This is a genomic window from Sediminivirga luteola (assembly GCF_014639315.1).
Classification (GTDB): domain Bacteria; phylum Actinomycetota; class Actinomycetes; order Actinomycetales; family Brevibacteriaceae; genus Sediminivirga; species Sediminivirga luteola.
Map to the genome: position 1 here is coordinate 100,615 of NZ_BMFY01000013.1, position 12,824 is coordinate 113,438.

General features: G+C 69.8%; 9 protein-coding genes. 4 read left to right on the forward strand and 5 right to left on the reverse strand.

Going from position 1 to position 12,824, the window contains the following annotated elements; genetic code table 11:
* Positions 1-78 precede the first annotated feature (78 nt).
* On the forward strand, positions 79-1,503 hold the full coding sequence (locus tag IEW13_RS13715; RefSeq protein WP_188551493.1) for a mycothione reductase: 1,425 nt from the start codon (positions 79-81) through the stop codon (positions 1,501-1,503).
* A gap of 46 nt (positions 1,504-1,549) precedes the next feature.
* Here IEW13_RS13715 and glgA read toward each other — a convergent pair whose 3' ends face one another.
* The gene (gene glgA / locus IEW13_RS13720) at positions 1,550-2,749 is read right to left on the reverse strand and encodes a glycogen synthase (protein ID WP_188551494.1); all 1,200 of its coding nucleotides are present in this window, start codon (positions 2,747-2,749) and stop codon (positions 1,550-1,552) included.
* Between the two features lie 64 nt (positions 2,750-2,813).
* Here glgA and glgC point away from each other — a divergent pair, with 64 nt between their 5' ends.
* Positions 2,814-4,079: a glucose-1-phosphate adenylyltransferase gene (glgC, locus tag IEW13_RS13725; RefSeq protein WP_188551495.1), complete on the forward strand. Its 1,266-nt coding sequence runs from the start codon at positions 2,814-2,816 to the stop codon at positions 4,077-4,079.
* Between the two features lie 1,172 nt (positions 4,080-5,251).
* On the opposite strand, the gene IEW13_RS13730 is transcribed toward glgC, so the two are convergent.
* From IEW13_RS13730 to IEW13_RS13740, 3 genes are read right to left on the reverse strand one after another with little or no spacing between them, the layout of a single operon-like run.
* Entirely contained in the window at positions 5,252-8,359 is a 3,108-nt protein-coding gene (locus IEW13_RS13730; protein ID WP_188551496.1) for a bifunctional [glutamine synthetase] adenylyltransferase/[glutamine synthetase]-adenylyl-L-tyrosine phosphorylase, read from the reverse strand.
* The gene (locus IEW13_RS13735) at positions 8,346-9,683 is read right to left on the reverse strand and encodes a glutamine synthetase family protein (RefSeq protein WP_188551497.1); all 1,338 of its coding nucleotides are present in this window, start codon (positions 9,681-9,683) and stop codon (positions 8,346-8,348) included. Before IEW13_RS13735 ends, IEW13_RS13730 begins: the two co-directional genes overlap by 14 nt.
* A gap of 5 nt (positions 9,684-9,688) precedes the next feature.
* Positions 9,689-9,868: an SPOR domain-containing protein gene (locus IEW13_RS13740; RefSeq protein ID WP_188551498.1), complete on the reverse strand. Its 180-nt coding sequence runs from the start codon at positions 9,866-9,868 to the stop codon at positions 9,689-9,691.
* 98 nt (positions 9,869-9,966) lie between these two features.
* Here IEW13_RS13740 and ald point away from each other — a divergent pair, with 98 nt between their 5' ends.
* Positions 9,967-11,082 (forward strand): alanine dehydrogenase, encoded by a 1,116-nt coding sequence (gene ald / locus IEW13_RS13745; protein WP_188551499.1) that lies wholly within the window; start codon positions 9,967-9,969, stop codon positions 11,080-11,082.
* Positions 11,083-11,127: 45 nt separating this feature from the next.
* Here ald and IEW13_RS13750 read toward each other — a convergent pair whose 3' ends face one another.
* Positions 11,128-11,871, reverse strand: a complete 744-nt coding sequence (locus IEW13_RS13750) for a FadR/GntR family transcriptional regulator (protein WP_188551500.1) — start codon at positions 11,869-11,871, stop codon at positions 11,128-11,130.
* A 76-nt stretch (positions 11,872-11,947) separates the two neighbouring features.
* Between IEW13_RS13750 and map the strand changes: the two genes are divergently transcribed.
* The gene (map, locus tag IEW13_RS13755) at positions 11,948-12,823 is read left to right on the forward strand and encodes a type I methionyl aminopeptidase (RefSeq protein WP_188551501.1); all 876 of its coding nucleotides are present in this window, start codon (positions 11,948-11,950) and stop codon (positions 12,821-12,823) included.
* Position 12,824: the final 1 nt, after the last annotated feature.

A 12,824-nucleotide genomic window follows, 5' to 3' on the forward strand; every position in this document is an offset into this window, starting at 1 on the left:
AGCCTACGGCGGCGAAGGCCCGCAGGCATCTGCCCGCGGGCCTTCGTCGTGTCCGCGAGCGCCCCTAGACTGGGGGCCATGAGCACCGCACAGCACGCTGATCTGGCCATCATCGGTGCCGGCTCCGGCAACACCGTCCCCGGCGAGGACCTGCAGGGTCGTACCGTGCTGTTCGAGCGCGGCCTGTTCGGCGGCACCTGCCTCAACGCCGGGTGCATCCCCTCGAAGATGCTGGTCAAGGCAGCCGAGGCGGCCCTCTCCCCCGCCGATGCCGCCCGGCTGGGGGTCGAGCTGCGTGTGGAGAGGACCGACTGGCCGGGTATCCGGGACCGCGTCTTCGACCGCATCGACCGGATCGAGGCCGGCGGACGCGAATACCGGCAGAGCCAGTCGCCGCAGCTTCAGGCCGTGACGGAGACGGTGCGGTTCACCGGTCCGCGGCGCCTGGTCACGGACAGCGGCGCGGAGTGGACCGCGGATCGGATCGTCATCGCCGCCGGAGCACGCCCGGTGGTTCCCGCCATTCCCGGCCTGGACCCCGCGCGGGTGGACGCGCCTGACTCCGCCGTGTGCACCTCCGAGACGCTGATGCGGCGCGCGGAGGTCCCGGGGCACGCCACCATCGTCGGCGGCGGCTATGTCGCCATGGAGATGGCGCACGTCCTTCAGGGCCTGGGCTCGGAGGTGACGGTCCTGGTCCGCTCCGAGACACTGCTGCGCGGGCACGACGCCGAGATCCGCCGGACACTCGGCGAGGCGGTGCAGGAGCACTGGGACGTGCGCTTCGGCACCACCGCCACGAAGGTCACCGAGCGCGAGCCGGGCGCCGCCTCAGCGCCGGCGTTGGAGCTGGAGCTCAGCGACGGTGGCGTGCTCGCCACGGACCTGCTGCTGCTCGCGGCCGGGCGCACGCCGAACACCGATCAGCTCGGCCTCGCCGCGGCCGGCTACGACCTGCACCTGGATGGGCGCCTCGCGGTGGACGAGTATCAGCGGGTCCTGGCCGGCGGCGAGCCGCAGCAGGGGGTGTACGCCCTGGGGGACATCTGCTCGCCGTTCCAGCTCAAGCATGTCGCCAACCACGAAGCGCGTGTGGTGACGGCGAACCTTCAGGCGGAGCGCGGCCGCGAGCCGCTCACCGCGGTCAACCACAGGGCCGTGCCCTCAGCGGTGTTCAGCAGCCCGCAGATCGCTTCGGTCGGACTGACCGAGGAGGACGCCCGCGCGGAGCACCGCGACGTCCTCATCGCCCGGCACGACTACGCGGACGTCGCCTACGGCTGGGCGCTGGAGGAGAAGCGCGGCTTCGTGAAACTGGTGGCGACGGCGGACGGCTCCCGGCTGCTGGGCGCGCATATCCTCGGTCCCGACGCGGCCAGCCTGCTGCAACCGCTCATCGGCGTGATCGCGCTGGATCTCGATCCCAGGCGCTTCGTGCGGGAGCAGTACTGGATCCATCCGGCTCTGCCGGAGGTCGTGGAGAACGCCCTGCTGAAGCTGTGACGCCGTGAAGCTGTAACCCCGGTCCCGCCGGCGCCGCCGCGGGAGTTCAGCCGGTGTGGAGCACGCGTTCGTACAGCTCCTGCGTGCGTGCCGCGATTCGCTCCCAGGAGAACTCCGACCGCGCCCGCGCCATGCCCGCCTGGCCCATCCGCGCGGCCCGGTCCGGATCGGCGACGATCTCGTTCAGCCGGGCGGCCAGGTCCCGCACGAACGCCTCGCCGTCCACCGGCGTGCCGGTGCCGTCCTGCGCCTGCTCGATCGGGACGAGCAGGCCGGTCTCGCCGTCGGCGACGACCTCGGGGATCCCCCCGGTGGCGGTCCCCACCACGGGAGCTCCGCAGGCCATGGCCTCCAGGTTCACGATCCCCAGGGGCTCGTACACGCTGGGGCACACGAAGGCGGTGGCGTGGCTGAGGATCTGGACCAGCTCATCGCGCGGGAGCATCCGCTCGATCCAGAACACGCCCGGCCGGCGGCCCTGCAGCTCGGCGACCAGACCGGACACCTCGGCCGCGATCTCAGGCGTGTCGGGGGCGCCGGCGCACAGCACCACCTGCACCTCCGGGTCCACGTGCCGGATGGCCCGCAGCAGGTACGGCAGTCCCTTCTGCCGGGTGATCCGGCCGACGAACACGATGCTCCGCTTCCCCGGGTCGATGCCGTGCTCCCCCAGCGCGGCGGTCTGCGGATCGGGCCGCCACAGCGAGGCGTCGATCCCGTTGTGGATCACCTGGACCCGCTCGGGGTCCAGGAACGGGTAGCAGCGGAGGATGTCGCGCCGCATGCCGTGGGAGACCGCGATCACGGCGGCGGCTCCCTCATAGGCGGTGCGCTCAGCCCAGGAGGACAGCGCGTAACCGCCGCCGAGCTGCTCGGCCTTCCACGGCCGCAGCGGCTCCAGCGAATGCGCGGAGAGCACGTGCGGGATGTCGTGGTAGAGATGCGCCCAGTGCCCGGCCATATTGGCGTACCAGGTGTGCGAGTGCACCAGATCGGCACCGCCGATGTCCTCCACCATGGCAAGATCCGTGCCGAGAGTGCGCAGAGCGCCATTGCCCGCGGCCAGGCCGGCGGGCTCCGGGTAGCCGGTGGCGAGCGGTTCATCGGCGTAGTCGTCGGCGGGACCGAAACAGCGCACGCGCACGTCCATTCGCGCGGCGAGATTCCGGCTCAGCTCGGCCACGTGCACGCCCGCGCCCCCGTAGACGTGGGGCGGGAACTCCCTCGTGACGATATCGACTCGCATAAGGCCAATCTAGGCCATAGGCTGGGGACCAGGCGAGACGCTGCTCGAAGGGAGCGATCTTACGATGCCGGATCCGAAGGTGCTGTCCATCGTCCTCGCCGGTGGTGAGGGAAAGCGGCTGCTGCCCCTGACCATCGACCGGGCCAAACCCGCGGTGCCCTTCGGGGGCACGTACCGGCTGATCGACTTCGTGCTCTCGAATCTGGTGAACTCGGGCCTGCGCGCCATCGTGGTCCTCACCCAGTACAAGTCCCACAGCCTGGACCGGCACATCTCCGAGACCTGGCGCTTCTCCAGTCAGCTGGGCAACTACATCGCCTCCGTGCCGGCCCAGCAGCGGGTGGGCAAGAGCTGGTTCCAGGGCAGCGCCGACGCGATCTACCAGAGCCTGAACCTGGTGTACGACGCCAAACCCGATGTCGTGGTGGTGGCCGGCGCCGATCACGTCTACCGGATGGACTTCCGGCAGATGATCGAGGCGCATATGAACTCCGGGGCGGCGTGCACCGTGGCGGCAGTACGGCAGCCGCTCGCGCTGTCCGATCAGTTCGGCGTGATCGAGACCGATCCGAACGATCCGGAGCGGATCGCGCGGTTCGTGGAGAAACCGGAGACCACCGAGGGCCTGCCCGATGCGCCGGGCGAGTTCCTGGCCTCGATGGGCAATTACGTCTTCGATGCTCGCGCCCTGGTCGGTGCGGTCCGGGCCGATGCGGGAGATCAGTACAGCAAGCGGGACATGGGCGGGGACATCATCCCCGCCTTCGTCGCCCGCGGGGAGGCCGGGGTCTACGACTTCAGCCGCAATACGGTGCCGGGCGCCTCGGAGCGGGACAAGGACTACTGGCGGGACGTGGGCACCATCGACGCGTTCTACGACGCCCATATGGACCTGATCGCGCCGGTGCCGCTGTTCAATCTGTACAACATGAGCTGGCCGCTCTACACCCGGCATACTGTGCTGCCGCCGGCGAAGTTCATCCACGACGTGGACAACCATCCCGGCCGGGCGGTGGACTCGATCGTCGCGCCGGGCGTGGTGGTCTCCGGCGGCTACGTCGAAGGGAGCGTCGTCTCCGATGCGGTGAAGATCGACTCCCTGGCAGCGGTGTCGTCATCGATCATCATGAACGACGTGCATATCGGCCGCGGTGCGCGGGTGCATAAGGCGATCCTGGACAAGAACGTGTTCGTCCCGCCGGGCGAGACCGTCGGCATCTTCCCCGAGCTCGACGCCGAACGGGGCTTCACCGTCACCGAGTCCGGCCTGACCGTCGTGGCCAAGAACCAGGTCGTCGACGACAACCCCTTCGAGGACCCCTGGCTCTGAAGCCGGTGCCCTGGCGTGTCAGTATATTTTTACGCAGTGCGTAGCGGTATGTGGACTCAGGTACCGCTTTCGTCATCCTTCTTCCGTGTGACCTACGAAATCGGGTTTTCTTACATGCCCCCTTGCTACCTTCGGAAGGGCTTCTTAGGCTGGGGATGTCAGTGTGACATTTCGCAAGCGGAAGGTGGGTCGCCATGCAATCGTCAAGAACGGGTTACGTGCGGAGCCCTCGACTCCTGACCATCTCCGGAATAATAGGATTGGCTTTTTATCCTCATCGGCGGGTTTGTATCGCCTGCGGTGGCGTCTGAAGAATCCGAGTATCAGATAGTCATCGGTGACGAGACATAAGATCCAGACGCCGACTTTGAGGCTTTTGCGTCTAGTTGCGCGAGCGGTGACGATAACCAGCGTGTCGTGTACACCTACAACCGGGGAACGCCACCCACCGGGGGTGGTCTCCCCTCGGGAACGTCCTATCTGCGATGCGGCAATGATGCGTGGGGTCTCCGACACATCGATCTGCGCCATTCGTCCGACTGGGGAACGATCGCTTCCAGGGTTGGTGGCGACTGGGAGAGCTTTGCGGACTGGGCTGTAGGTGTGATCTTGTCAGCGCCGGAGTCAGCTTCCTACAACAGTGGAAATGACACTTACGGATATACGGCTCCAATTGAGATCAGAGACCCGAGCGGAGAGGTCGTTGGTAACTATAGGCCGCTAGTGTCTGTAGCAGCAGGGTCTGGAAATATAATCACTGCGTTTCCGCGAAGCGCCTAACAACGCATTAGAGGTCTCATTATGGGCGGGAATGATTTGATCCATACCCTGGCCGAGCGGCTCGGGAACGCGAGTGAAGGCACGGTCTCCGCGGCGGTGCGACCATGGCAGCTTATGTGGAAGCCAGCGGAGGGTGAGCGCGACGTCGTGATCGAGACCGAGCCCGGGAAGCTCGCCGCGCGGTTGGAGGCCCTGACCGATAAGGGGAGCGTTTCGCCCTGGGGAGCAGATGTGTCGGCGGAGGAAACCGCCTGGCGTCTCCTGGTGACACACCTTGAAGAGGAGTACTGGGCCATGCCCGCCGGACATGGACGCCTCATCATCGGGGCTGATGGGGTTCATACCGCGTCATAAGAAGGACGGGCGGTGCTGCCTCTCTCAGGCCCTCGGCCTCAGCCCTCGTAGAACAGGCGCTCCATGACCTTCCGGGCGTGGCGCGTGGTGCGCAGGTAGTCCTGCTCGAAATCGCGGCCGGCCTCGGGCGGGTACCCGCAGATCCGTGCCACCGCCTCCAGGTCGATGCCGTGCGTGGGCAGGGAATGCGCGGTGCGCCCGCGCCAGAGCACGGCGGCCGAACGCACCCGGGAGGCCATCCGCCAGGCCGCCCGGAGCACATCGGCGTCATCGGCGTCCATCAGCCCGAGGTCCACCGCCGCCCTCAGTGCCTCCAATGTGCCGGTGGTACGCAGCTTCGGATGCGCGTGCGCGTGCCGTAGCTGGAGCAGCTGCACGGTCCATTCGACGTCCGCCAGTCCGCCGCGCCCGAGCTTGCAGTGCCGGGTGGCATCCGCGCCGCGGGGCAGGCGCTCCGCCTCCATCCGCGCCTTGAGCCGGCGCACCTGCCGCACCGAGGCGGCGGGCATCCGCTCCGGATAGCGCAGCGGGTCGATGAGCGCCAGGTACTCCCGGCCGAGGTCCTCGTCGCCCGCGATGGGGCGGGCCCGCAGCAGTGCCTGTGCCTCCCAGGGCTCCGACCAGCTCTCGTAGTAGCGGGCATAGGAGGCGAGCGTGCGCACCAGCGGGCCCTGCTTGCCTTCCGGCCGCAGATCCGCGTCGACGTCGATGCCCAGCTCTCCCGAGGCCTCCCCCAGGCGGCTGCGCACGGCCAGGGCCAGTTCCCGCGCCGCGGCCGCGGCGGCCTGCCGGTGCTCGTCGCCGGCCTCCGCCGGGACGTCCATGACGAACATGACGTCCGCATCGGAGTGGAAACCGACTTCCTGGCCGCCCAGCCGGCCCATCGCGATCACCGCGAAGCGGAACTCCGGTGCCTGGTGCACGCCCTCCAGCTGCCGGCGCAGCGTCTTCACCACGCCGTCGATGGTCAGGTCCATCGCGCAGGTCAGCTCGGCGGCGATCTCCTCGACGTCGGCCAGCTGGAGCACTTCGCGGATGGCGCTGCGGAGCACCTCGCGGCTGTAGGCGGCGCGAATCCGGGTGACCGCGTCGCCCGGCCGGCCGGGCTCCCCGGCGTGCCGGTCGGCCAGGCCGCTGATCTCGGCCCGGAGCGCCTGCGGATCCTTGGGGCTGAGGGCACGGTCGTCGTCGAGCCAGGCGGCCGCCGCGGGGCGCCGCTCCAGCAGTCCCGCCACGAACGCGGAGGTGGACAGCAGCGTGGTCATCCGCTGCGCGGCGGCGCCGGAATCGCGCAGCATCCGCAGGTACCAGGCGGAGTCGCCCAGATTGTCGCTGAGAGTGCGGAACGCCAGCAGGCCGGCGTCGGGATCCACTCCTTCGGAGAACCAGTCCAGCAGCACCGGCAGGAGCTGCTTCTGGATCGCGGCCCGGCGGCTCACGCCCGCTGTCAGGGCCGCGATGTGCCGCATGGCGCCGGCCGGATCGGCGTAGCCGAAAGCCTCCAGCCGGGCCCGCGCGGCTTCCTCGCTCAGCCGTGCCTCCGCTGTGGTCAGCCGGGCGGCGGACTCCAGGATCGGCCGGTAGAAGAGCTGTTCGTGCAGGGTGCGCACCTTCCGGCTGTACGCGGCGCGCAGCTGCTCCAGCGCCTCCGCGGACCGGTCGGCGGCCTCCTCCGTCAGCACGGCGCGGGCCAGCCGGCGCAGCGCCTCCGGCTCGGTGGGAATGAGGGCGGTACGACGCAGGCGGGCCAGCTGCAGGCGGTGCTCCACCACGCGGAGGAACCGGTAGGCCTCGGCCAGGGCGGCCTCCGCCGACCGGCCGATGTACCCGCCGTCGGCCAGGGCGGCGAGCGACTGGAGGGTATTGGCGGTGCGCAGCGACTCGTCGGCGCGCCCGTGGACGAGCTGCAGGAGCTGCACGGTGAACTCCACGTCTCGTAAGCCCCCCGGCCCGAGCTTCACCTGCCGGGCCGCTTCCCGGTCCGGGAGCAGACGGACGACGCGCCGGCGCATCGCACGGGCCTCCGCCACGAAGCCGTCCCGGCCGGCGGCGGACCAGACCAGGGGCCGCATCGCGTTCGCCCACTCCTCCCCCAACTCGGGGTCCCCGGCGATGGGACGCGCCTTGAGCAGCGCCTGGAACTCCCAGTTCTGGGCCCAGGCGTCGTAGTAGGCGCGGTACTCCCCCAGCCGCCGGACCAGCGGGCCGTCGCGGCCCTCCGGGCGCAGGGCGGCATCCACCTCCCAGAGCGCGGGTTCCTGGCCGGGGGCGGCGCAGATCTCCGCCGTCCGGCGTGCCAGCGCGGCGGCGATCCCGGCCAGCTCGCCCGTGCCGGTCTCATCCGCGGTGCCGGACTCGCCGGCCGGACGGGACGGCTCCCAGACGTACATCACGTCGACGTCGCTGACGTAGTTCAGCTCCAGCGCGCCGCATTTGCCCAGGCCGATGACGGCGAATCTGATGCGCTCGGAGCCGGGGAGCTCGGCGCGGGCCAGCGTGAGAGCGGCGTCGATGGCCGCGCCGGCGAGGTGTGAGAGCACGCCGGAGACCTCGCCGACGACGCGTGCCGGCTCGGGCTCGCTCAGATCGTCCGCGGCCAGCTGCAGGACGAGATCGCGGTACCGGGCGCGCAGGGCGTCCGGGGACCCGGCCTGGGCGAGTTCGGCGCCCAGGGACTCCGCCGCCGCGCGGGGGGTGCCCAGCAGCACCCGGGGGGCGTCGTCGTCCAGGCGCCGCCAGCAGGCCGGATGCCGCACCGCGTGGTCGGTGAGTGCCTGGGACGCGCCGAAGACCCGCAGCAGGCGGGTCAGCAGCGGGAGGTTGAGCGGTCCTTCGAAAACACCGGAGCCGCTGGAGCTGCCCCGGCCGCCGATGCGGTCGTGCCGGACAGCCTGCGCGAACCGGGCGGCCTCGCCCTCGCCGGCCGCACCGGCCTGCGCGAGCGCCTCGGCGAAGCGCACCAGGCCGAGTACCGCCGCATCGGGATCCGCGGTGGCGGCGATGATCCGCACCAGCCGCTCATCGGCGAGCTCACCGTCCAGGCCCAGATGTCCTCCGGCCTCACGCAGGAACCGCTCGGCGCGCTCGGCCTCTGCCAGGCCCGCGCGCCGCAGCCGTGCGCCGAGGGTCGGTTCAGAGCGTGCCAAAGTGGTGCCGGAGCTCGAACGGGGTCACCTGCGCCCGGTAGTCGTTCCACTCCTGGTACTTGTTGCGCAGGAAGAAGTCGAAGGCCTGCTCGCCGAGCACCTCGGCGACGAGCTCGGATTCCTCCATGTGCTCCAGCGCGTCGTTGAGGCTGTTCGGCAGCGCCTTGATGCCCATCGCGCGGCGCTCCTGCGGGCTGAGCGACCAGACGTCGTCCTCGGCGCCCTCGGGGAGCTCGTACTTCTCCTCGATGCCCTTCAGCCCGGCCGAGAGCAGCGCGGCGTAGGCCAGGTACGGGTTGGCCGCGGAGTCCAGCGCCCGGTACTCGATGCGGGCGCTGGACTCCTTGCCGGACTTGTACTGCGGCACGCGCACCAGCGCGGAGCGGTTGTTGTGCCCCCAGCAGATGTAGCTGGGCGCCTCGTGACCGGTCCAGATTCGCTTGTAGGAGTTGACGTACTGGTTGGTGATCGCGGAGATCTCCCGGGCATGGCGCAGGACGCCGGCGATGAACTGCCGGGCGGTGCGGGAAAGCTGATACTGGGCCCCGGCCTCGAAGAACGCGTTCGTCTCACCCTCGAACAGGGACATATGCGTGTGCATGCCCGACCCCGGCTGGCCCTCCAGCGGCTTGGGCATGAACGAGGCGTACACGCCCTGGGAGAGCGCGACCTCCTTCACGACCGCTTTGAAGGTCATGACGTTGTCGGCCATCGTCAGGCCGTCGGCGTAGCGCAGGTCGATCTCGTTCTGCCCGGGCCCGGCCTCGTGGTGCGAGAACTCCACCGAGAGGCCCATCGACTCCAGCATGTTGACCGCGGCGCGGCGGAAGTCGTTCGCGGTGCCGCCGGGCACATGGTCGAAGTAGCCGGCCTCGTCGACGGGCTCGGGCAGCCCGCCCTTCAGGTGGGCGGAGCGGAACAGGTAGAACTCGATCTCGGGGTGCACGTAGAAGGTGAACCCCAGCGCGGCGGCCCGGTCCATCGCCCGCTTGAGGACGTTGCGGGGATCCACCGCTGCCGGCTCCCCGTCGGTGTTGTAGATATCGCAGAACATCCGGCCCGTCGGCTCGGTCTCGCCGCGCCAGGGCAACAGGCTGAAAGTGCTCGGATCGGGCCGCAGGACCATATCGGACTCATGCACGCGGGAGAAGCCCTCCACCGAGGAGCCGTCGAAGCCCAGGCCCTCCGTGAAGGCGCCCTCCAGCTCGGCCGGGGCGATGGCGACGGATTTGAGCTGTCCCAGGATGTCCGTGAACCAGAGCCGCACGAAGCGGACGTTGCGGTCCTCGACGGTGCGGAGGACGAATTCCTGCTGACGATCCATGCGCGCTAGCTCTTCCACTCGTGGTCTTCGGCGTCCCAGCTGTCGTTGCGGCGCTGCGCCCGCGTCAGGGCCGCCTGGGCCTCTTCACGAGAATCATACGGCCCCATCCGGTTCTCCCAGCTGGACTGCCGGCCGTGTTCGATCTCGCCTGTGACCAGGTTGTACCAGTACTTCTCCTCGGACATGGCCTCTCACGTCCTTCCCTTCGCGGTGCTCACCTCCAGCCTAACGCGGAAACCAAAAGGTCTTGCGAGCAGACCTTCACGGACGTAGAGTGTCAGCCATGAGAATCGCCGTGCCCAGGGAAATCAAGAACAACGAGTACCGCGTCGCCATCACCGACGATGGCGTGCACGAGCTCGTCGCCGCCGGACATGAGGTCTTCGTCGAGACGCAGGCCGGCGCCGGCTCCAGCATCTCCGACGCCGACTACCGGGCCGCCGGTGCGACCGTCCTGCCCGACGCCGCCTCCACCTGGGAAGCCGGCGAGCTGCTGATCAAGGTCAAGGAGCCCATCGAGCAGGAGTACGGCTACCTGCGCGAGGACCAGACGCTGTTCACCTACCTGCATCTGGCCGCCGACGAGCCCCTCACCCGCCGGCTCGCGGAGCAGCGGGTGACCGCCATCGCCTACGAGACGGTGCAGACCCCGGACCGCAGGCTTCCCCTGCTGGCGCCGATGAGCGAGGTCGCCGGCCGGCTGTCCGCCCAGGTGGGTGCGGAGTCCCTGCTGAAGGTCAACGGCGGCCGCGGCATCCTGCTCTCCGGCGTGCCGGGCGTGGACCGGGCCAACGTGGTGGTCCTCGGCGCTGGCGTGGCCGGTACCAATGCCGCGCGGATCGCGATGGGCCTGGGCGCCAATGTGACCGTCTTCGACATCAACATCCCCCGGCTGCGCCAGCTGGACGACCTCTACGGCGCCGCCCTGCAGACCAAGGTCTCCAACACCCTCGCGGTGACTGCCGCGGTGAAGGAGGCTGACCTCGTGATCGGCTCGGTCCTGGTGCCCGGCGCGAAGGCGCCCAAGCTGGTGACGAACGAGATGGTCGCGCAGATGAAGCCCGGCAGCGTGCTCGTGGACATCGCCATCGACCAGGGCGGCTGCTTCGAGGACTCCCGCCCCACCACGCACCAGGACCCCACCTTCGAGGTGCACCAGTCCATCTTCTACTGCGTGGCGAACATGCCCGGTGCCGTCCCGACCACCTCCACGCGGGCGCTGACGAACGCGACCCTCCCCTACGTCGCGGCCATCGCCGCCAAGGGCTGGAAGCAGGCGCTGAGCGACGACGCCTCCCTGGCCAAGGGACTGAACACCTGGGCCGGCAAGGTCACCTACGCGCCGGTGGCGGCCGCCCACGGCCTGGAAGGCGCGGACCTGGCCGACGCCCTGGCCTGAGCCGCCGGCGCCTGCCGGGCATCCGTGCCCGGCAGGCGCCCGTTCTTAGTTCTCGGGGGCGCGCTGCGCCGAGGTGGCGCGGAAATGCTGCTCCGTCAGCTCGCCCGCGGCGGCCGCGTCGGCATCGGCGATGGCCTGGGCGATCTGCCGGTGGTGCTCCACCGCCTGGGCGTGCAACGAGGCGGAGAACGGGTCGTGGCGGAAGCCCAGGTTGATCCTCGAATCCACTTCGACCGCCAGCCTCGCCAGCTCGGCGTTGCCGCTCGCCTCGGCGATCGCGGAATGGAACCTGCCGTCAGCGGCGCGGGCCTGCATCGCATCGGCGACCCGCGCGTGCTCCGCCTGCGCAGCCATGATCGCCTCGACGTGCTGCTGACCACGACGGCGTGCCGCAGTCTCCGAGAGCAGCCGGTTGAGCAGCGCACGCGCGTCGAGCAGCTCTTCCCGTGCTTGCCAGAACGCCTCCAGGCCCGAGGTCTTCGCCAGCCGGCTGCGCGCCTCGTGCAGCGGCCGGACGAACGTACCGCCGTTGCGGCCCCGCCGCCGCTCGAGCACGCCGTCCTGCTCCAGCCGGGCCAGGGCCAGGCGGACGCTGGACCGGGACACCTCCAGCGCCTGGGCCAGCTGCCGCTCCGGTGGCAGCGCGGAGCCCTCCGCCAGGGCACCGACGACGATCGAGGACAGGATGTGCTCGGCGATCTGCTCGGGGGTGCTCGGCTGCTGGACGACGGCCCGCAGATCAGGGAGGACCGGCTCCGCGGGTTCCTGCGGTGTGCTTCCGGCGGCCATGCGTCCTCCTCACCGTGTGCCTCACGTGCGCTGCGGGCGTGTGCCGCCGCGCGGCTGCCACTAGAATCGAGTCATCATGACAGCGAGCACTGCGCCAGTCGGCACCCTCACTCGTGGCATCCTATCGCCCACCCGCCCGGTTCCGGCGTCCATTCCGCGCCCGGAGTACGTCGGCCGGCCCGGTCCGCGCCCGTTCGAGGGCAGCGAGGTCAAGGACGAGGAGACGATCGGGCGCATCCGCATCGCCGGCCGGATCGCCGCCGATGCCCTGGCCGAGGTGGGCCGCGCGGTACGGCCCGGCATCACCACCGACGAGCTGGACCGCATCGGGCACGAGTTCCTGATCGACCACGGCGCCTACCCGTCCACGCTGGGCTACCGGGGGTTCCCGAAGTCCGTGTGCACCTCCGTCAACGAGGTCATCTGCCACGGCATCCCCGATTCGACCGTGCTCCAGGAGGGCGACATCGTCAACGTGGACATCACCGCCTACATCGGCGGCGTGCACGGCGACACCAACGCCACGTTCACGGTCGGGCAGGTGGACGAGGAGTCCGCGCTGCTCATCGAGCGCACCCGCGAGTCGCTGCAGCGGGCGATCAAGGCCGTGCGGCCCGGGCGGCAGATCAACGTGATCGGCCGGGTGATCGAGAAGTACGCCAAGCGGTTCGGCTACGGCGTGGTCCGCGACTTCACCGGCCACGGCGTCGGCGAGGCGTTCCACACCGGCCTGGTCATCCCGCACTACGACTCCCCCGAGCACGACGCGGAGATCCTGCCGGGCATGGTGTTCACCATCGAGCCGATGCTCACCCTGGGCACGATCGAATGGGACATGTGGGACGACGGCTGGACCGTGCTGACCAAGGACCGCAAGCGCACGGCCCAGTTCGAGCACACCCTCGTGGTGCGCCCCGACGGCGCGGAGATCCTCACCCTCCCCGGAAGCTAGC